Here is a 20,200-nt window from a genome sequence, read left to right as displayed (position 1 = left end):
AATAACGTGTTTCGATGGGCATTAATTCCACTTTTTTTATTGTTATTTCTGATCTTAGGATCGCTAATTGCATTGATATGCCAACTTTCTTATGTTGAATTGAGGCAAGTTATTACCGATCCTGAATTCCATTTTGCTATTGGCATGTCGCTCAGTACAGCGTTAACTTCTTTATGTCTAGCATTTATCCTAGGTGTACCTGCTGCATGGGCAATGGCAAGAATTCCTTTTAAAGGACATCGTTTTATTGATGCGTTATTAGATTTGCCTTTGGTTACTCCTCCATTAGTTATCGGTATCGGATTATTATTATTGTTAGGAAATCAGGGCCCTTTAACAGACGTTTTTCCTGAGTTATCTCGCTCTCTTTTTTCACCATTGGGTATTATTATTGCTCAAACTTATGTCGCAAGCGCGATTATTATGAGAAATAGTCTCTCTGCTTTTAAGTCTGTCGATCCTGCTTATATTCAAACGGCACAAAATTTAGGATTAACGCCAACAAAAACATTTTTCTTGATTGAAATACCACTGTGTTGGCCAGCTTTAATGAGTGGAAGCATCATTGCATTTTCTAGAGCTTTAGGTGAATTTGGCGCAACGTTAATGTTAGCTGGTGCAACAAGGTTAAAAACAGAAACGTTGCCTATGGCAATTTATTTAAATATTGCCAGCGGAGACTTCACTCTGGCAATAGGTTGTGCGCTTGTTCTTATCGCTATCGCGATTACTTTATTATTTGCGTTACATCGTTTACAGCGAGAAAGGAAAAGATCATGCTAGAAATTCGTTCATTAACAACGGGTATATTAAAAGACATTTCGTTGGACGTAGAAAAAGGAACATGTTTAGGAATAAGTGGTACATCTGGAAGTGGTAAAACAACGCTTTTAAATGCGATTGCTGGATATACTTCATACACTGGTGATATCTACCTTGCAGATAAAAATATAAATGAACAGCCAGTATGGTTACGCTCTTGTCGATATTTAAATCAACGGCTTTATTTATTTCCGTTTATGACTGTGACACAAAATTTATGGTTAGCACAATATGGCGCAAAACAGAAACGAAGCAAGGAGAGAGAAAAGGCGATATTAGAGCAAATGGGAATTGCACATCTCGCTACTCGTTATCCTCATCAAATTTCAGGAGGGGAGCAACAACGCGTTGCATTGGCAAGAGCGCTTATTAGCCAACCCAAACTGTTACTACTGGACGAACCTTTTTCGAGTTTGGATTGGGAAACACGTTATCAGCTTTGGGATTTAATTGATTCCTTAAAATCTAAGGAAATAACGATGATCATGGTTACTCATGAGCCTCGTGAAATCAGAGCGCTAGCAGATAAAACGGTTTTATTGTCTAAAGGACAGGTTGTTACTGAAAATTCTATACTATGAAATTGTTGCTTTGCTTATTGATTACCAAGCCATTACTGACCAATGGATAATACGCCCCATAATTTTTACAGAATCAGTTTCTGCTGATTCATCAGGAAATTCGTCTTTATTATAACTACGTATAATCAATTTACCGCCCGGTTGACGATAGAGTAGTTTTATTCTAAACAAGGCATCTTGTTCGATAGCATAAATGCCACCATCAACAATACGTGTGTTACCTGTATCGACAGTGACTGTTGAGCCATTAGGAATAACAGGTGACATACTATCGCCATAAACAGAAAAGCAAATAACGTTTTGAGAAGATGCGCCATAACGGCGTAATGTGCTTTTTGAAAATCTCAATTTATATCCATTATGATCTTCGTTAGTACAACAACCGTCACCCGCCGCGAGTTCAATACTTTTAAAATAGGGAATTTCCACTTCATCGGCACCTAAAGGGGTATTACTGTCCCATTCACTCACCGGTTGCCATTCATTCTCTGGTGGAATTTCAGAAGTTGCATTGGGTTGTTCTTCACCTTCGAGTAGCCAAGCCAAATCACAATTTAATGCTTTTGCTAATTCAGGTAAAAAACGGGGGCGTTTAGTTTTACCACTTTCTAGCTGTTCTATGGATTGCTGTGTCGTACTCGCTAAAGTAGCAAGTTCTGATTGTGTTAAACCTAACGCAATGCGTTTATCTTTGGTACGTTTCGCAATAGACATTAGTGACTCCTAATACGTGTCCTTACATATTCAAGTACAAAGAGTATATCGTAAAAAGAAAACAAATTAAATTGTATTTTATCTTAATTATAAAATTAGGAATAGATTAGTTACTTAATTTTGAAAACGTCGTCTGCACTATCTGGTGGGGTAAGGTAAGGGTTTTCATCAGTAACTTCAGGATCTCTCAAGACTTCTCCACAGAAAATAATAAGGTCAGGTCTTTTTTGTTTTAAGTAGTTAAGTCGTGTTGTGCATTCATCTTTAGTATAAATTGTTTCTGTAACAGGAACTGCATCACAAGAATCATTTCCACAAGGACTTACCAACAACACATAACCGACCAGCATGAGCTGTGAAGTAAACATAAAATATCCTTTTAACTATTCATGTTTGGTCATCAAAATCAGACCGCTAGATTACCTATTTGTTGATAAAAAAGCAGTTTCTATTTGTCTTAAATAGCATTAATGATGCAAAAAAGTGTATGTGATCACAATTTTTCTAGTGTTTATTTGTGTTTTTTTGCAATGTGTTATAAGCAAATGACCTAAATATTAGGCAATAATACGCTGTGATATATTGTGAAAACAAATAGAATTGTTTTTTAGTCTACTTAATTGTTGTAATATTGTTATTTGTAATATTAAATTGATATTTCTCATAAGATATTAGTTTAAATGATGCTTGTTAATTAGATAAATTAAGGCAAAAAGTATTATATTTAGTAAATATTAAAGTAGTTTCGACAATAGATAGAGAATAATTTTATTCTAATGTTATCGAAAAAATATTAATACTCAATATTATTAATATTTGCTCCTAATTATATTCTTAAAAAAAAAGCAAAAAGCAAAAAGCAAAAAGCAAAAAGCAAAAAGCAAAAAGCTAAAGTAGAGATGTTTTTTCTTTATTTATTGATTATAAAGGGTAAATATTGTAGAAAAAACAAAGGCACAAGAAATGATTAATGTTGATGGTAAATGGAAAGTTGCTTTCAAGTGATTGTTCGCATATTTAATATTGTAGCTTTATTCTTAGCGAGTGCATTTTATGCTCTCGCTTTGCCTCATGACTTAAAAAATGGTGATTTAGTCTTTCGGGGTGGGGATGAAGTTATTAGTGAGATAATTAAACAAGTTGATAAAAGTGGGTTTAGCCACGTAGGTATGCTGTGGATCTCTGATTACGGTGTTCAAGTGATCCATTCTACACCCAGTGAACATAGCAATATAAAAGATGGCGTTACTGTGGATAGTCTTGAATTTTTCATTAGTCGAGCAAAGCCGAATTCAGTTCGTTTTTACCAAGTGAAAGGAAGTGAAGAAGCTAGAAATATTGCGGTGCAAACTGTATTAGAACGAGTTGGTGAAAATTTTAGTATTTACCCAGGACAGGGTGTTTATTGCACTGAGCTAGTTGCTGCTGCATGGTTAAAAGCTGGGGTTTCTATTTCCACAGGTAGTCGAAAATTAGATATGCCATTTATTTCAGATAATCCACTTATTTTTCCTGAAAATCTGATTAACTCTGAAAATATTTTTCCATATCCACAGTGATATTTATCTTTAGTTATTTCAAGTGTAAGACTAATTAGAAAAAATACAAAGAAAAATGTGTATTAATTGTCTAGCTCTTTTGGAAAGTTATAGGTAATATCTGTCTAAATTTATTTTCCTCTCTCTTTTGATTATTTAGGTCGTTGTTATGTAATACACATTAAGGCACTGAAGGAATAGTGCAATACAGAAAAATTAACTTACTGAATTTCTTTTTAAATTTGGTAGGACTTCTGTTTCTTAATGAGTATTAAATAATGAATAATCAATCACAAAAATATGATAGAACCTATCACTATCCTTTTTCACCAGGCACAACAAACGACGATCGTATAAATGCACAATGGTGGCAGGATATTTGCCAGATAAAACAATTTATCCATACAGAAAAACTGGATGGAGAAAATAATTGCCTGAATAAAATGGGTGTTTTTGCACGCTCGCATGCAACCCCAACACAATCAGCGTGGACATCTCAATTGCGTCAACGTTGGCAATTGATGAAAAATGATTTAGGTGAGTTAGATATTTTCGGTGAGAATCTATATGCCATTCATTCTATTGAATATGCACACCTAGAAGAATATTTTTATGTGTTTGCGGTTCGTTATAAAGATAAATGGCTAAGTTGGGAAGAAGTGCAGTTTTATGCTTCTCTGTTTGATCTTCCTACTGTGCCAGAAATTAAGCTGCCTAAATGTCAGGATAAAACTGATTTTGAAAATATGATTGTTTCACAAGCGAAACAGGCAAGTTTCTTTCAATCACATGATGTTTTAACGCAAAAACCAAGCCCAATGGAAGGTATTGTTACACGAGATGCACAATCATTTTCTTTAGATGATTTTTCACATCGTGTTTTTAAATATGTTAGAAAAGATCACGTTAAAACAGATGTTCATTGGAAAAAAAATTGGCGACGAGCCTCTTTAATTTGGGAAAAAACACAGGAGTCTCAATGATGCTTCATAAGAAATTACACACTGAAATGTCATGGGAACATCTCTGTGGGTTGTATGATGAAATTAGTGATATGGCTGGTGTTATGCAAGATCCTATTCATCATGCAGAAGGTGATGTGGCGATACATACACAAAGAGTAATCAATTCAGTTACATCATTGCCAGAATATGAGACTTTAACTGAAAGAGAACAGCAAATTTTATGGATCTCGGCACTACTTCATGATGTGGAAAAACGATCTACAACACGCGAAGAAGAGGGGCGTATTGTTTCACCGGGTCATGCACGTAAAGGGGAATTAACAACACGTCTTTTTCTGTATGAAAAAGTACCTTTAAGCTTTGCTGATAGAGAGCAGATCGCGGCTTTAGTTCGCTTTCATGGGCTGCCGTTGTGGGTGATGGATAAACCTGATCCTAAAAAAGCGCTGCTTGCTGCATCATTAAGAGTAGATTGCTATTTATTGGCATTATTAGCTAAAGCTGATGTTTTAGGGCGAGATTGTGAAGATAAACAAGCTCTTTTTGATAAAATTGCGTTATTTGCGCTTTATTGTGAAGAGCTAAATTGTTGGCGTAAGGTTGCTCCATTTCCTTCAGATGATGCTCGTTTTCACTATTTTTATACAGAAAATAGTACGGATTGCAATTATGAGCCTTACCCTGAAAAAGGAAGTGAAGTTACGGTGTTATGTGGATTACCAGGTATGGGAAAAGATACTTTTATTCGCCAACATTGTGCAGATCTTCCGATTGTGAGTTTAGATGATCTCCGTCGTCAGCATAATATTAAGCCTGATAACAGAGATGCTAATGGTTGGATAGTACAGCAAGCAAAAGAACAAGCCCGTCTTTATTTACGAGAGCATAAACCTTTTGTTTGGAATGCCACCAATATTACAAGAAAAATGCGAGATCAACTTATCTCTTTGTTTTATCGTTATAATGCGAAAATTAGATTAGTTTATATTGAAGTCCCTTATGCGCAGTGGCAGAGGCAAAATAATGCAAGAAACGAAGCCGTGCCAGTTAAAGTAATGGAACGCATGTTGAGTAAATTGGAAGTACCAACACCAGAAGAAGCGCATGAAGTGATTTATTGGATTGAAGGGCAATCTCAGACCATACTTTAATTATCCGATTATTTCGGCGAAATGATAAGTAGGTTATAAAGTAAAGTGAGGGTTACTTATTTTTATAAGTAACCCTTTTTTGCTTATTGAGTAGAATTAATTTGCAGGTAAAACAACGTACTAAATTTATTTTTTGACGTGATGGATAATATCGAAATAGGTATTACGATCATCAGCATTTGGATAAATACGATAGGTATATTCATCATTTTTAACCGTGATATTTTCTACATCTCGGGTGAATAATGTTTTACCCTCAGTATCTTTGGCAACTAAGGTACGTATTTTGCCATCATCTGACATTGACCAATCACCTTGCATTTTCTGTTTACCTTCCGGTGTAAACATAATAAAAGTGCCATTAGGGTAATACTCAGCAAGTCCAAAATAGTTGCTGACTTGAGGATTATCAGCCGCAGTTTTATTTCCTTTTTCATCGATAGCGTCAGTCGTTATCCAAACTTTTTCTATCATGACTTTCTCATAGTCATTCAGTTCTTTTTGAGCCTGAATAACTCCTTGAGTTTGAATATTGGCAGTTGATGTTGAACTCTCTGCGGCAAAAAGAGAAAAACTAGCGCTTAATAATGAGATTGCGATAAGTGATTTTATTTTCATTAATATATCCTTATTTTACGTTGTATTTCTTGTCTATGAACACTGATGTTTTTCCTGTTAGTAATAAAGTTAGGCATGAAACGAGGTAAATACCAGAAAAGAAGTATGTCAGAATGTTTCTGATGAAAAGGTTGTTTTACAAAAATAGCTAGAATTAAATCACTTTAACTGCATTATTTTCAGTATCAAGTATCAATAATTTTTGTTTTTAGGATTTATTATCCGATTAAAAGATGCTCAACAATATAAATAATTATTATAAACAATGGATAAAACGTATAGAAAGCCTTCCTTATTTACAAAACTAGATCAAAGCTTGACCAATCGATGTGCAATATAGACAAAGATAAATAGCCAGCTCTCTGTAAAAATGGTGCATAAAATGAAAGATTGAAATAAATAATCAATATTCTATTTATGAAAAGGGTGTTGTAAACGTATTGAATGATATCTCGATCACAAAAATGAAAAGGGAAAAATAGAAGATGTTTTAAGCATTACTTTTGCATTACTTAAGTGATTTATGTTCTTTGGTAAAAGGGTATCGTTTTTTTGGGTATTTAATGATTAGAATTTCTTTATGGTAAATGCGTTTTAAAAATACGCGATGATAAAAATAATTAATGCATTGCTCGATTCAATTAGATTGTATTTTATTTAAGCATTATTACGGATATTTTGCAGAAATATAAAATTATTTTTCTGTAATGCCTTATTTATAAAAGTGAATTTTATTTTTATATTTAATTTTTTAATTTTATCTCCCGTATAAAATTAAAAAATAATATTAAATTTATTTATGGTAAATAGATTGGAATAACGTTATATGTTGATTCGTTTTTTCTGAAAAAGAAATAAATTCCAAATTTATTTATTAACTAATCTTACGATTATCATTGTTTATTTCTGTTTCTTTTTGTTTTTTATTTTTGTATTTCTGCTTTTTTTTGCTTTTAATAAATAACATATGATTGTAATCACAATCCCATAACAACTAATAAACTAAAGTTGTTGCCATAGAGGTAACATTAAATGAAAGCAGAACGTCATAAAAAAATAATTAATCTGATTAAAGGTAATGGTGCAGTAAAAGTTTCTGTTTTGGCCAAAGAACTTGATGTTACCAAAGAAACAATACGATCAGATTTAAATACACTAGCAGAAAAAGGAATTATAAAAAGATGCCATGGTGGTGCTTTTATAGAATTTGAGACATTAGATAAAGTGGCTAAGAAAGAAATTATACAATTTCTAGAATGTAATGATCAAATTGATAAAAACGATTTAGCAAACAAGACTGCAATAAATAAGGTGTGCGTACTGGGCTCATTTAATGTTGATATGATTAGTTATCTTCCTAGATTGCCAGAAGCCGGGGAATCCTTATTATCGAATAAATTTATCTTCTCACCAGGAGGTAAAGGCTGTAACCAAGCATTGGCGGCGAGTTATGCTGATGCACAGGTACATTTTATTACGAAGATAGGTACTGATCAATTTAGTGATTATGCAGTTAATTTTATATCGTCATCAAGAATAAAAACGTCAACGATATATCAAACTGAAAATTATCAAACAGGAACAGCGTCTATTTTTGTGTCGGAGGAGAGTGGAGAGAATATTATTTCTATTTACTCGGGCTCTAATATGGATATTTCTGCTGATGAAGTAAAAATACAGAAAGATAAAATTATTGACGCGGATATAATTTTAATTCAATTAGAAACGAATATTGAAGCATTAAAAGAAATTATTGCTATTGGAAACGAAAATAATATTCCTATTATTCTTAATCCAGCACCTTATAACAAAATAGTTAATGAATTACTTCCAATGATAGATGTTTTAACACCTAATGAAACGGAAGCAAGTTTATTATCTGGGATAGAAGTACTTGATTTAGAATCTGCAAAAAATGCTGCAGTTTCTATTTATCAGCAAGGCGTAAATAAGGTGGTTATTACGCTGGGTAGTAAAGGTTCGTTAGCTTATGACGGATATAAGTATATTTATTCGCCGGCATATCCGGCAGTTGTAAAAAATACAGCAGGGGCAGGTGATGCTTTTAATGGAGCACTCGCTGCCTCATTGGCAAAAGGAAAGCAGTTTTCTTATGCGTTACGCTATGCATCAGCTTTTTCATCATTAGCTGTTGAGACGAGTAATGCTTCAGAAATGCCTGAAGATATTAATGTCATGCATCGCATCAATCAAACAACATATTCACAGATTGTCACCCAATCCCCTGAATAAATAATCTTTTTTGAAAGAGGAATAAAAATGAAAATCTTATTTATTGGTGAGTCATGGCACATTCATATGATCCACTCCAAAGGCTACGACAGTTTCACTTCCAGCAAATATGAAGAAGGTTCAACGTTCTTATTAAGTTGCTTAAGAGAAAAGGGTGTTGAAGTTGATTATATGCCTGCTCATACCGTTCAGGTTGCATTCCCTCAAACGGCTGAAGCATTGGCTAAATACGATGTCATTGTTATTAGTGATATTGGTGCAAATACGTTCCTTCTGCAAAACGATACTTTCTATAACATGAAAGTTATCCCTAACGCATTAGGGTTAATTAAAGAGTTTGTGGTTAATGGCGGTGGCTTATTAATGATTGGTGGTTACTTGTCATTTATGGGTATTGAAGCTAAAGCAAACTACAAAAATACATTACTTGCAGAAGTTCTGCCTGTTGAAATGCTGGATGGCGACGATCGTGTTGAAGCGCCAGAAGGTGTGTTTGCAAGTGCGGTTAATGCAGAGCATGCATCAGTAAAAGGTTTTGGTGAATGGCCAATGTTCCTTGGCTATAACAAAGTTTCAGCTAAAGAGAATACAGAAACTGTATTAAATATTGGCGAAGATCCATTACTGGTATTTGGTCAGTTTGAAAAAGGAAAAACAGGCTGCTTTATGAGTGACTGTTCTCCTTACTGGGGAAGTAAAGAATTTTTAGCATGGCCGCATTATGCCGATATGTGGGTCAACATTCTTAAACAAATCGCTCGTTAATTTGAATTAAGAATAACTGTCATAAAAAGTAAAAAAGCGCAGAGTTGCCGCTCTGCGCTAATAAAAAACCGATTACTTGAAAAATAAAAAAAGAAATCACTCATAGCCAATAATCCAAAAGGAACATCTTATGAGTACAAAAAATTTATCAACACCATTGCTGATGTTAGCAACTGTGTTAGCAGGTATGCTATCACCAATGCAGTCTGCGGTGAATGGGCAGTTAGGGCATGTTTTAAAAGATGGTAACGCCAGTGCAGTTATCTCTTTTGCCAGTGGTTTAGTGGTGATGTTTTTTATCATTATGTCGAAAAAACAGTATCGCCAGCAATTTGCTTCAATCCCAAGTTTAATTAAAACGCGCAAAATTCCATTATGGAACTGGTTTGCGGGTCTTTGTGGTGCAATGGTTGTTTTCTCTGAAGGGGCTTCTGCGAGTGCATTAGGGATTGCAACATTCCAAACAGCATTAATTTCAGCACTTTTATTATCAGGCTTATTATGTGACCGCTTTGGTGTTGGTGTTGATGAGAAAAAATATTTTACACCATATCGTGTATTAGGCGCTGTGTTAGCTGTTGTTGCGACTTTATTTGTAGTTTCTCCGCAATGGCACTCAACCTCATTTATTTATTTAGCAATCTTACCTTTCCTTGCGGGTTTATTAGCCGGTTGGCAGCCAGCAGGTAACTCAAAAGTTGCAGAAGCAACAGGTTCTATGATGGTGTCTATCACTTGGAACTTTATTGTTGGCTTCACTGTTTTAACGATTGCTCTTATTGTTCGTATGGCATTAGGTCATATCACTCTTGAATTACCAGGTACTTGGTGGATGTATTTAGGTGGTCCTTTAGGGCTTATGTCTATCGCATTAATGGCTATTTTAGTACGTGGTTTAGGCTTACTGATGTTAGGTGTTGCTTCAACAGCGGGTCAATTGTTAGGTTCTGTATTAATTGACTTGTTATTACCTTCATTGGGCAATACCGTTTATTTAGTGACAATCATCGGTACATTATTTGCGTTAGTGGGTGCAATTGTAACAACAATTCCTGAATTCAGAGCTACTAAGTCAGCAAAAGCGTAGGAGTATCGTAATGAAAGGTTATATTCAAACCGTAACTGGCCCCGTGAAAAAAGAAGATATGGGGCTAACATTGCCCCATGAACACCTCTTTAATGATCTCTCAGGTGTTGTTGATGAACCTTTTTATGAATTCTCGCATGTGTTAGTTGATAAAAAAGTGAGTGCAGATATTCAGTGGGGACTTAAATACGATCCATATTGTTGTTGCGATAATATGGATAAAAAACCAATCGAAGATGTTATTTTTGAATTAAATAACTTCAAAGAGTTAGGTGGAAGAACAATTGTTGATGCAACAGGCTCTTCATCAATTGGACGTGATATTAGAAAACTAAGACAAGTTGCAGAAATAACCGGTATTAATGTTGTAGCTTCTTCAGGACTTTATATTGAAAAGTTTGAAGGAGAACGGCTGGCTGATGATATTGATGCAATGGCAAAAATCATTGATGATGAATTGAATGTAGGTATTGATGGTACTGATATTCGTGCAGGTATGATTGGTGAAATTGGTGTTTCTCCATTCTTTACAGATGGTGAGAAAAATAGCCTACGTGCCGCTGCTATTGCACAAAACAGTAATCCTCATGCTTCGATGAATATTCATATGCCAGGTTGGCAACGTCGTGGTGATGAAGTTTTAGATATTCTATTAACAGAAATGGGATGTAATCCCGCTAAGATTTCATTGGCACATTCTGATCCATCAGGTAAAGATATTGATTATCAATGCAAAATGTTAGATCGCGGTGTTTGGCTTGAATTTGATATGATTGGTCTGGATATCTCTTTCCCTAAAGAGGGTGCGGCACCAAGTGTTATGGATACCGTAGAAGCTGTCGCAACTTTAATTGAACGAGGTTATGGTAGCCAAATCGTATTAAGCCATGATGTGTTTTTAAAACAGATGTGGGCGAAAAATGGAGGGAATGGTTGGGGATTTGTTCCTAATGTATTCCTTTCATTATTGGCTCAACGTGGCATTGATAAATCTATTATCAAAAAATTATGTGTTGAGAATCCAGCCAATTTGTTGGCTTAAATCTGAAGTGAATAAATAACAATAAATATACCCCTTGAAGTAAATTTAGCGGCATCTTAATAAGGTGCCGCTTTTTATGTCTCAAGAAAACGAAGACAAATTTAAGCATTAACGTAAATGATAATTTTCAATATAACGTAATGAATGTGTTGAACCATTAATTACTAAAGAATGTGTTTGTAGATATTGAGCTTGTTGATTAACACCAGATAAGAAATCACCTTTGGTAATCGCTGTTGCGGCAAACATAACATCTTGGTTACGTACTAATGTGTCTAATGACAATTTAATATTTACATCAGTACCCATTTTATGACAACGAGCAATTTCAGAAACGGCATATTCTCTATTTTCTGCACTATTTCCTTTTGCAATATCACGAGTAATTAAACGTGCTTGCATATCACCACCTAATGCCTTAGCGATAGCTGCACTAATTACGCCTTCAGGTGCTCCACCAATACCATACATAACATCAATACTGTTATTAGGCATTGTGGCATATAAAGAGGCTAGAACATCACCATCAGGTAGTGTAATAACATTAATACCTTTAGCGCGTAGATCGTTAATAATATCGTGGTGACGCGGTTTATCTAAAATAGCGAGAGTTAACTGCTCAATAGATTTATTTAATGTTTGTGCAATCGCATCAAGGTTATATTCAAGGCAATGGTTAAGATCAATCACACCAGCAGCTTGCTTACCCACAATTAATTTTTCCATATACATGTCGGGAGCTTGTAAAAAACTGCCTTCAAAGCCTGCGGCTAAAATGGCTAGGGAATTATTTTCACCCGTAGCTACCATGCGAGTACCGTCAATTGGATCAACCGCGATTTCTATTTTATCGCCTTTCCCATTACCTACTTTTTCGCCAATATAGAGCATAGGTGCTTCATCTATTTCACCTTCACCAATGACTATTTCACCATTGATATTCAGGTTATTCAAACGTTCACGCATAGCACTGACAGCAGCATCATCTGCTGCATTTTTATTTTGTTTTCCAATCCAAGGCATTGCTGCAATGGCTGCGGCTTCTGTTACAGAAGCGATAGCATTAGTTAATTCGTCATTTAATTTCATATTATGAGTGTGTTTTGCGATATAAATGGAAGATTAAGATAGGTTGCCGATCATACCTTTTTTTCGAAATTATGTGCTAGGTTTAAATCAAGAGTTCTCGAAATAGGTTATTTAGGAATAAACTAAGATAAATCTGTGAAAATTAAAGTATAACTAAGGTTAAGAAATTAAAAGCATGTGATGCTTAACGCAAAAGGATTAGGTTTATGGATGACTTTTTGGTGCTTATCGTTACAATATTTGTCGTGGTATCTTTGTATTGGCAATATCACGCTTATACAAATAGCAACTCATTGTTACATCGAATTAAACAGCTTGAAGAAAAACTTACTGAACAACAAGAGAAATTATTTAAGTTATTAAGTAAAGATAACGCTGCGGATATTCGCACAGAGCTTGACGCTCAGAAAAGCGAAGTTAAGGATTTCTCTCGTGATATAAAAAAAGAGCCTCAATCAACGATTTCAACTGCTTCAACTTATCAACCTAAAACAGTTGAACCTATTAACACAACAGAACATGTGAAAAATCAGGCGGAAAATAAAGACGCGCCTGTATCTCAATATGCACAAGAATCACAAGAAACAGCATTTAATAAAGTTTCTCCTAAAGCAGAAAATCCAATTGTTCAATCTTCTATGGTTAATAATATTAACCTTGAAAACAAACAACCTGATCAGCCAGAAATATCAACAGCCCCTACACCTAAAGGAGCTGAGCCTTATCAACCTAAGATAGCAACAAGTCGTTTTGCCCATCATTACCAACAAGAGGCAAAACAAACATCTGTTAAATCAACATCAGATCTGCTTGCAGAAAATAGAGCTAATATGGCAAGTGCAAGCCTTGCAGGATCTGAAACAGGTAATTTAGGAAATGCTACACCTCAAGCAAATAGACCTGCATCGCAATATAGACCTAATTTAAACCCTCGTCCAAAACGTCAACAAAAATCGATTTTGGGGCTTATTTGGAATTGGGTAGTAACAGGAAATCCGCTGGCTAAAATAGGGATGTTATTACTCTTTTTTGGTCTGTCTTATTTACTTAAATACAGTATTGAGAATGAGCTTATCTCAGCATCAACACGTTTAATGATGGCGGGAACAGGATGCTTAGCGTTATTAGGTATTGGCTGGTGGCTTAGAAAGAAAAACCTGATATATGCATTAATTTTGCAAGGTGGCGGCATTGGTGGGTTTTACATTACTATTTTTGCTGCGACTAAAATTTATGATTTTATTCCTATTAGCATTGCTCTCGCTATTATGGTGTTTATCTGTTTGGTTAGTGTAAGTTTGGCAGTTATTCATCGGGCTATTAGTTTAGCTATATTAGCTTCACTTGGTGGTTATTTAGCACCTGTATTATTGTCTACGGGTAGTGGCAATTATGTTGCATTGTTTAGCTATTATCTTATTCTTTCAATTGGTATCCTTATTATCAGCCATTGGCAAGTTTGGCGTTTATTAAATCTTATTGGTTTTGCATTTACTTTTGGTATTGCTTTTATATGGGCAATACCAAATTACACCCATGCTGATTATTTACCTTGCCAGCTATTTTTAATTGCAAATTGGTTGATTTTTGGTGTTGCAACGGAACTTTCAACATTAAAAAATAAACTGAAACTTAATATTCCTTTTGATGCCACATTACTATTTGGTACGCCATTAATTGGTTTTATCTTCCAACATCGATTAGCCTCTGAATGGCCATATGGTGTTGCTATTGCTTCATCACTTTATGGATTAGCTTATTTCGCACTAAGTTGGTTTGCACTTAAGCGTTATCGTGAAGAGGGCAAATTACTGGCAATTGCCTTCTTTATGCTCTCTGTCACCTTTGCTACTTTAGCCGTACCATTTGCATTCTCTGCTGAATGGACATCGATTGTATGGGCAATTGAAGGGGTAATGATCCTTGCATTTTCTGTTTTACAGCAGCAAAAGAAACCTGCGATTGCAGGGACTATTTTAGTTGCGGTTTCCTTTGTTTTATTATTTAACATGCCTGTTATTTCGCTAGGCGATTGGCTAATGCTTGTAACACAAGTCATCGTTGTATTTGCCGTCGCAGTACTGTGGTATCGAGCACAATTTATTAATTTTGATAATCGAACTATTGGATATGTAACACTATTTATTTCTGCTGTAAGTTGGGGATATAGCGTTTTACTTCTACAAGAATATGGCGAACATTGGCTTTCTCCAGAAGTAAAATCCATTACATTTGCTTTTATTCTTATTAGCTGTTGGGGCATGTTCTTTGCTGGGAAGAAAACCCAATTTTCTGAGTTGGCTAGTTGTTCTATTTTATTATGGCCGATGTCAGCGCTTATTATGTTGGTGTACATCTATCTTGCAGGCTCGTTAATTGATAATTGGTTAAGTGCGATTATTTGGATAGCAGTTTTTGCGAGTGGTTTTTACTTGCTTAAGGTCAATACGTTATTGCCGAAACAAAGGATCAATAAAGCATTGATCCACAGTATGCACCTTATCTTTATTGTTCTATTCTTATTTACTGAAATTATTTGGTTAATGGATGTTACGTACCTTTATGTGAGCTTACATTTTGCAAGCGTAATTTTTGTTATAAGTTTATTTATTGCAATAAGCTATATACTAGCAATGAAAGTTGATTGGATAAAAGAGTACCAAAATGCTTATTGGGTAGTCACTTTACCTGTTTTAGGTTTACTGGCACTTTCTTTAATCTTTGCAAACTTTAATGACGGCACTGAAAGTGGTATTAAATTTATTCCATTATTTAACTTAATGGATCTAATTGGAGTTATTGGAATATGGGTTGGCTATAAATTTATTTCAGTAATAAAACAGTCACCTAAATATCAATTATTATTGAAAAATAACTTACCTTTAGTTAATTACATTATTCCAGCTATGATTTTCTGGTGGGCAAACGGTATTTTATTAAGAGGACTAGTCTTTGCAACAGATATTGATTGGTCGAGTTATGCAATAATTAATTCCAAAGTTATCCAAACAGTATTAGCCATTATTTGGGCAATTACTGCGTTAGTGACTATGGTGATGGCGACACGTAAAAAGTCACGTTCACAATGGTTTATTGGTGGTGTACTGTTGGCTGTAGTTATCGCTAAGCTCTTCCTAATTGATACATCATTAAGCAGTGGATTGCTTAGAGCATTGGCCTTTATTGGTGTTGCAATACTGATTTTATTAATCGGGTATTTCTCACCATTGCCACCTAAAAAGCAAAGCGAAAATACAAAAATATAGACGTTTTTTATATGTGCGCTTTGTTGATTTTTGAGATTAAATCATGCATATAATCTTAAGTGATTAATGCATGATTTCATGATCTAAAGAAAAGGAGAGTATCAATGCATCAAGGTCAATGTTTATGTGGCAAGGTTAAGTTATCGACAGCGCAAGATATCTCTGCACTCAGTGTTTGTCATTGCAGTATGTGTTTGCGTTGGAATGGTGGCCCTGGTTTTTCAATTGATTGTAAATCAGATTTGAAGATTGAAGGTGAAGAAAATATAACACGTTATGATTCATCTTTATGGGGAGAACGAGCATTTTGTAAGCATTGTGGTTCTCATCTTTTTTATCATCTAAAAGAAACCCATACTTACTATGTATCTGCAGGATTATTCCCCGATGCAAAAGAAAGTAAACTGACAATGCAAATTTATATAGATAGCAAACCTAATTATTATAATTTTGTAGAAAACACACCCATGCTAACAGAACAAGATATTATGAATATGTTCAATAAATAACATTTCATTTATTAGTTTTTTATATTTTTTGATTTTTTAAAGACTCTTTTCTATATGAGTCTTTTTTATGATTTTATTTTATTTAATAAATATTAATGTAATATAAAGGAAGGGCGGGGTTGCTATTTTTCTATTATAGTATGATGTTTGTATTCACGCCTGTGAAGAATTGATTTAATATTCTTTGTTATGGTGTAATTTAAAAGGAAAGAGTTATTGATAAATACATTGATAATAAGTCGAGTTGAAATATTTAGCGTGGGAATAAAAACACTTCTTAGCCAGATTAAAAAAATTAATATCCGAAAGGTGGTGAATGATGAAAATGATGCATTTCGTTATTGCCGACAATTTTCGGTTAATCTTATTATTATTTATTCAGCACCTTCAGTCTCATTAGTTGATTCTATAAAAAGAATAAAGCGATCATCTTTATCAATTAAAATTATTGTTATTTCACCAAAAACAGATTCAATATTATCAATAACACTTCTTCAATTGGGTATTGAAGGTTTTATTATAGCTGATACTTCTTGTGAAAATATTCTGCAAGCTATCCGACAGGTTTGTATCGGTCAACGGTATATAAGCCAAGAGTTAGCGATGGAAATCGCACTAACAAAATTACAGCAAGAATTAAATCCTTTACATCATCTGTCTGAACGAGAATTGCAGATTATGTCGATGATCATTAGAGGGAAAAAAATCATACAAATCGCAAGTGAGTTGAATATTAATACAAAAACAGTAAATAGCTATCGTTACCGAATGTTTAGTAAACTTAAAATTTCAGGTGATGTAGAATTAACACATATAGCAATACGTTATGGGTTAATTGAGATAGAGAGTCATTTACAAAGTGGAAGACAAATTTGACGCCAAAGCATTCTTAAGCCGAGTCACAGATAAACCAGGTGTGTATCGGATGTATGATGCAACAGACACAGTAATCTATGTCGGCAAAGCTAAAGATCTGAAAAAAAGGCTTTCAAGCTATTTTCGTACACAGGTAAATAGCCGTAAAACCGAAGCTTTAGTGAAGTGCATCGCAAATATTGATGTCACGATCACCCATACAGAAACGGAAGCTTTATTGCTTGAGCACAGCTACATTCAGCGTTATCAACCTCGCTATAATGTGTTGTTGCGAGATGATAAATCCTATCCTTATATCTATTTAAGCGGTGATAAACACCCCAGACTTGCTAGCTACCGTGGCGCAAAACATGCGAAAGGGGAATATTTTGGACCTTTTCCTAACTCCTTTGCAGTAAGAGAAACCTTAGCATTAATGCAAAAATTGTTTCCTATTCGCCAATGCGAAGACAATGTTTATCGCAATCGTTCAAGACCTTGTTTGCAATATCAAATTGGGCGTTGCCTTGCACCTTGCGTAAAAGGTTATGTTTCTGATGAAGAATATGCCCAACAAGTTAATTATGTGCGACTTTTTCTTTCAGGTGATGATACACAAGTTATTGATGGATTGGTTAAACGTATGGAAGGAGCTAGCCAAGAATTACGTTTTGAAGAGGCCGCTCGCATTCGTGATCAAATTCAAGCAGTAAGACAAGTAACAGAGAAACAGTTTGTTGCCAATATTGGTGATGATCTTGATGTGATCAGTGTTGCTTTTAATGGTGCGATTGCTTGTGTTTATGTTCTCTTTTTCCGTCAAGGTAAAGTGTTAGGTAGTCGGAGTTATTTTCCTAAAGTTCCTGCAAATACCTCAATCGATGAAGTTGTTCAGACTTTTATTGGTCAATTTTATTTACAAGGCAGTGCAATTCGTACTTTACCAAGTGAAATTTTGCTCGATTTTGATTTAGAAGATAAAGCCATTCTTTCTGAATCTATATCTTCAATTGCAGGTCGAAAAATTCAAATTCAAACAAAACCGCGTGGTGATAGGGCGCGCTATTTGAAATTAGCTAGAACAAACGCAGCAACGGCATTGGCTTCAAAACAAGTCGAGCAATCAACAATTTCACAGCGTTATACCTCTTTGATGTCTCTTCTTGATATGAAAGAGATAAAACGAATGGAATGTTTTGATATTAGTCACACTATGGGAGAGCAAACTGTGGCTTCATGTGTAGTATTTGACATGAATGGCCCATTAAAATCTGAATATAGGCGCTATAATATTAGTGGTATTACTCCTGGTGATGATTATGCGGCGATGAATCAAGTGCTTACTCGACGTTATGGTAAATCATTAGAAGACAGTAAGGTTCCAGATGTTATCTTTATCGATGGTGGCAAAGGGCAATTAGCACAAGCAATAGAGGTATTTGATTCTCTTAATGTTGATTGGGACAAATCACACCCGAAATTAATTGGTGTCGCAAAAGGAAGTGATCGTAAAGCAGGGCTTGAAACTTTGTTTTTTGTGCCTGAAGGTGAAGGAATGGCGTTACCTTCTGATTCACCTGCGTTACATTTGATCCAACATATTCGTGATGAATCCCATCGTCATGCAATAACGGGACATCGTCAACGTAGAGCAAAAGTAAAAAATACCAGTTCGCTGGAGTCTATTGAAGGTGTAGGACCGAAACGTCGTCAAATGTTGTTGAAATATATGGGAGGGCTACAAGCTTTACGAGATGCAAGTGTTGAAGAAATTGCGAAAGTCCCCACAATTTCGACGGCATTAGCAGAAAAAATTTTTAATGCGTTGAAACACTAAGTGTATTGATGCACCATATTAATAACTCTCACTTTTCTAGGTCGTGTAGAACGCTATGCAACTAAATATCCCAACTTGGCTAACTCTATTTCGTGTCGCTCTAATCCCATTCTTTGTTTTGGTGTTTTATTTACCATTCAAAGATGCTCCATTAGTTTGCGCTATTATTTTTATGGTAGCAGCTGCAACAGACTGGTTTGATGGTTTTTTAGCACGTAGATGGAAACAAACTACCCGCTTCGGAGCTTTTCTTGACCCAGTAGCGGATAAAGTAATGGTTGCAACAGCACTTGTTTTAATTACTGAGTACTATCATGAGTGGTGGATAACCTTACCTGCAGCAACAATGATTGCTCGTGAAATTATTATTTCTTCATTAAGAGAATGGATGGCTGAATTAGGGAAACGTAACAGTGTTGCAGTTTCTTGGATAGGAAAAGTGAAGACGACCGCACAAATGGGATCGCTTGTTGTGTTATTATGGCGTCCTACTGTTGAAGCAGAATGGTTTGGATTCGCTTTATTATATATCGCAACAGTGCTGACTTTCTGGTCAATGTTTCAATATTTGAGCGCTGCGTGGTCAGATTTGCGCGAAGGTTGATCGAAATGACTGAAAATTCACCGAACAGTCAAAAAGATGCAAATATAGTGTTGACTAGATTCAGGAAATCAGTAGAATGCAACGCATCGAAAGGCACAACGGTTTACAGAAATAAATAAGTAAATCAGCAAGTTCGGTAATGCGGGAATAGCTCAGTTGGTAGAGCACAACCTTGCCAAGGTTGGGGTCGCGAGTTCGAGTCTCGTTTCCCGCTCCAATCTCTTATGAGATTGAGCAGTTGAGGCGCGTTGGCAGAGTGGTCATGCAGCGGATTGCAAATCCGTGTACCTCGGTTCGATTCCGGGACGCGCCTCCATTAATGCCCAGGTGGTGAAATCGGTAGACACAAGGGATTTAAAATCCCTCGGCTGTAAGGCTGTGCGGGTTCAAGTCCCGCCCTGGGCACCATCTCTTTAAGATAAAGAGTTTGGTGCAAAAAGAAAGTCCATTGTAAATGGCATTGAGAAGTAAATAAGTAATAAGTCGTCCATACCAGTATCTATC

Annotated in this window: 18 protein-coding genes and 3 tRNA genes; 17 read left to right on the top strand and 4 right to left on the bottom strand. The window is 35.3% G+C overall.

The features are described from left to right. Positions 1-6: 6 nt before the first annotated feature. Both F1325_RS10865 and F1325_RS10860 read left to right on the top strand, forming a co-directional pair. Positions 7-783 carry an ABC transporter permease gene (locus tag F1325_RS10865; RefSeq protein WP_109373594.1) on the top strand — a complete coding sequence of 259 codons (777 nt, stop codon included), beginning with the start codon at positions 7-9 and terminating at the stop codon, positions 781-783. Further along, entirely contained in the window at positions 777-1,403 is a 627-nt protein-coding gene (locus tag F1325_RS10860; protein WP_160230432.1) for an ABC transporter ATP-binding protein, read from the top strand. The genes F1325_RS10865 and F1325_RS10860 overlap by 7 nt, the downstream gene beginning before the upstream one ends. A 21-nt stretch (positions 1,404-1,424) precedes the next feature. On the opposite strand, the gene F1325_RS10855 is transcribed toward F1325_RS10860, so the two are convergent. Together F1325_RS10855 and F1325_RS10850 are read right to left on the bottom strand one after the other, a co-directional pair. Continuing rightward, positions 1,425-2,117, bottom strand: coding sequence for an XRE family transcriptional regulator (locus F1325_RS10855; RefSeq protein WP_109373592.1), 693 nt, complete (start codon positions 2,115-2,117; stop codon positions 1,425-1,427). A 110-nt stretch (positions 2,118-2,227) separates the two neighbouring features. Beyond that, a complete protein-coding gene (locus tag F1325_RS10850) occupies positions 2,228-2,485 on the bottom strand; it encodes a hypothetical protein (RefSeq protein WP_006532995.1) in 258 nt (85 codons plus the stop codon). 615 nt (positions 2,486-3,100) lie between these two features. Between F1325_RS10850 and F1325_RS10845 the strand changes: the two genes are divergently transcribed. From F1325_RS10845 to F1325_RS10835, 3 genes are all read left to right on the top strand, one after another. Continuing rightward, entirely contained in the window at positions 3,101-3,676 is a 576-nt protein-coding gene (locus F1325_RS10845; protein ID WP_244313515.1) for a YiiX/YebB-like N1pC/P60 family cysteine hydrolase, read from the top strand. A gap of 257 nt (positions 3,677-3,933) precedes the next feature. Then, positions 3,934-4,638, top strand: a complete 705-nt coding sequence (locus tag F1325_RS10840; protein WP_109373591.1) for an RNA ligase family protein — start codon at positions 3,934-3,936, stop codon at positions 4,636-4,638. Beyond that, entirely contained in the window at positions 4,635-5,771 is a 1,137-nt protein-coding gene (locus tag F1325_RS10835) for an AAA family ATPase (RefSeq protein ID WP_160230431.1), read from the top strand. Before F1325_RS10840 ends, F1325_RS10835 begins: the two co-directional genes overlap by 4 nt. Before the next feature lie 126 nt (positions 5,772-5,897). Here F1325_RS10835 and F1325_RS10830 read toward each other — a convergent pair whose 3' ends face one another. Beyond that, positions 5,898-6,389: a DUF4822 domain-containing protein gene (locus F1325_RS10830; protein ID WP_160230430.1), complete on the bottom strand. Its 492-nt coding sequence runs from the start codon at positions 6,387-6,389 to the stop codon at positions 5,898-5,900. 1,032 nt (positions 6,390-7,421) lie between these two features. On the opposite strand from F1325_RS10830, the gene F1325_RS10825 reads away from it, so the two are divergent. The 4 genes from F1325_RS10825 (at position 7,422) to F1325_RS10810 (ending at position 11,536) form a co-directional block, all read left to right on the top strand. Then, positions 7,422-8,642, top strand: coding sequence for a PfkB family carbohydrate kinase (locus tag F1325_RS10825; protein WP_109373588.1), 1,221 nt, complete (start codon positions 7,422-7,424; stop codon positions 8,640-8,642). Between the two features lie 27 nt (positions 8,643-8,669). Further along, the gene (locus tag F1325_RS10820; RefSeq protein WP_160230429.1) at positions 8,670-9,407 is read left to right on the top strand and encodes a glutamine amidotransferase; all 738 of its coding nucleotides are present in this window, start codon (positions 8,670-8,672) and stop codon (positions 9,405-9,407) included. A gap of 130 nt (positions 9,408-9,537) precedes the next feature. After that, on the top strand, positions 9,538-10,494 hold the full coding sequence (locus F1325_RS10815; protein WP_075674018.1) for a DMT family transporter: 957 nt from the start codon (positions 9,538-9,540) through the stop codon (positions 10,492-10,494). A 10-nt stretch (positions 10,495-10,504) separates the two neighbouring features. After that, positions 10,505-11,536, top strand: a complete 1,032-nt coding sequence (locus F1325_RS10810; RefSeq protein ID WP_075674019.1) for a methylphosphonate esterase — start codon at positions 10,505-10,507, stop codon at positions 11,534-11,536. Between the two features lie 108 nt (positions 11,537-11,644). Here the strand turns inward: F1325_RS10810 and glpX are convergent, their stop codons facing one another. Beyond that, entirely contained in the window at positions 11,645-12,625 is a 981-nt protein-coding gene (gene glpX / locus F1325_RS10805; protein WP_160230428.1) for a class II fructose-bisphosphatase, read from the bottom strand. A gap of 206 nt (positions 12,626-12,831) precedes the next feature. Here glpX and F1325_RS10800 point away from each other — a divergent pair, with 206 nt between their 5' ends. From F1325_RS10800 to F1325_RS10765, 8 genes are all read left to right on the top strand, one after another. Continuing rightward, entirely contained in the window at positions 12,832-15,891 is a 3,060-nt protein-coding gene (locus tag F1325_RS10800) for a DUF2339 domain-containing protein (RefSeq protein ID WP_160230427.1), read from the top strand. Positions 15,892-15,995: 104 nt separating this feature from the next. Beyond that, a complete protein-coding gene (locus F1325_RS10795) occupies positions 15,996-16,400 on the top strand; it encodes a GFA family protein (protein ID WP_109373584.1) in 405 nt (134 codons plus the stop codon). A gap of 216 nt (positions 16,401-16,616) precedes the next feature. Next, the gene (locus tag F1325_RS10790) at positions 16,617-17,276 is read left to right on the top strand and encodes a LuxR C-terminal-related transcriptional regulator (RefSeq protein WP_109373583.1); all 660 of its coding nucleotides are present in this window, start codon (positions 16,617-16,619) and stop codon (positions 17,274-17,276) included. Further along, entirely contained in the window at positions 17,260-19,092 is a 1,833-nt protein-coding gene (uvrC, locus tag F1325_RS10785; protein WP_160230426.1) for an excinuclease ABC subunit UvrC, read from the top strand. The genes F1325_RS10790 and uvrC overlap by 17 nt, the downstream gene beginning before the upstream one ends. A 55-nt stretch (positions 19,093-19,147) precedes the next feature. Then, on the top strand, positions 19,148-19,696 hold the full coding sequence (gene pgsA / locus F1325_RS10780) for a CDP-diacylglycerol--glycerol-3-phosphate 3-phosphatidyltransferase (protein ID WP_075674025.1): 549 nt from the start codon (positions 19,148-19,150) through the stop codon (positions 19,694-19,696). A gap of 141 nt (positions 19,697-19,837) precedes the next feature. Continuing rightward, positions 19,838-19,913, top strand: a tRNA-Gly gene (locus F1325_RS10775). A gap of 25 nt (positions 19,914-19,938) precedes the next feature. Continuing rightward, a tRNA-Cys gene (locus F1325_RS10770) sits at positions 19,939-20,012 on the top strand. A gap of 5 nt (positions 20,013-20,017) precedes the next feature. Then, a tRNA-Leu gene (locus F1325_RS10765) sits at positions 20,018-20,104 on the top strand. The last annotated feature ends 96 nt before the right edge of the window (positions 20,105-20,200 follow it).

Source organism: Proteus columbae (assembly GCF_009914335.1).
In the GTDB taxonomy this organism is placed as follows: domain Bacteria; phylum Pseudomonadota; class Gammaproteobacteria; order Enterobacterales; family Enterobacteriaceae; genus Proteus.
This window is presented reverse-complemented; position numbering and strand designations above follow the sequence as displayed.

Excerpts from the sequence above, each read along its gene's own strand:
- F1325_RS10810 (WP_075674019.1), top strand. The coding sequence starts at position 10,505 with ATGAAAGGTTATATTCAAACCGTAACTGGCCCCGTGAAAAAAGAAGAT.
- F1325_RS10800 (WP_160230427.1), top strand. The coding sequence starts at position 12,832 with ATGGATGACTTTTTGGTGCTTATCGTTACAATATTTGTCGTGGTATCT.
- F1325_RS10860 (WP_160230432.1), top strand. The coding sequence starts at position 777 with ATGCTAGAAATTCGTTCATTAACAACGGGTATATTAAAAGACATTTCG.
- pgsA (WP_075674025.1), top strand. The coding sequence starts at position 19,148 with ATGCAACTAAATATCCCAACTTGGCTAACTCTATTTCGTGTCGCTCTA.
- F1325_RS10830 (WP_160230430.1), bottom strand. The coding sequence starts at position 6,389 with ATGAAAATAAAATCACTTATCGCAATCTCATTATTAAGCGCTAGTTTT.
- glpX (WP_160230428.1), bottom strand. The coding sequence starts at position 12,625 with ATGAAATTAAATGACGAATTAACTAATGCTATCGCTTCTGTAACAGAA.
- F1325_RS10825 (WP_109373588.1), top strand. The coding sequence starts at position 7,422 with ATGAAAGCAGAACGTCATAAAAAAATAATTAATCTGATTAAAGGTAAT.
- F1325_RS10845 (WP_244313515.1), top strand. The coding sequence starts at position 3,101 with ATGGAAAGTTGCTTTCAAGTGATTGTTCGCATATTTAATATTGTAGCT.
- F1325_RS10820 (WP_160230429.1), top strand. The coding sequence starts at position 8,670 with ATGAAAATCTTATTTATTGGTGAGTCATGGCACATTCATATGATCCAC.
- F1325_RS10815 (WP_075674018.1), top strand. The coding sequence starts at position 9,538 with ATGAGTACAAAAAATTTATCAACACCATTGCTGATGTTAGCAACTGTG.
- F1325_RS10855 (WP_109373592.1), bottom strand. The coding sequence starts at position 2,117 with ATGTCTATTGCGAAACGTACCAAAGATAAACGCATTGCGTTAGGTTTA.
- F1325_RS10835 (WP_160230431.1), top strand. The coding sequence starts at position 4,635 with ATGATGCTTCATAAGAAATTACACACTGAAATGTCATGGGAACATCTC.
- F1325_RS10795 (WP_109373584.1), top strand. The coding sequence starts at position 15,996 with ATGCATCAAGGTCAATGTTTATGTGGCAAGGTTAAGTTATCGACAGCG.
- F1325_RS10840 (WP_109373591.1), top strand. The coding sequence starts at position 3,934 with ATGAATAATCAATCACAAAAATATGATAGAACCTATCACTATCCTTTT.
- F1325_RS10850 (WP_006532995.1), bottom strand. The coding sequence starts at position 2,485 with ATGTTTACTTCACAGCTCATGCTGGTCGGTTATGTGTTGTTGGTAAGT.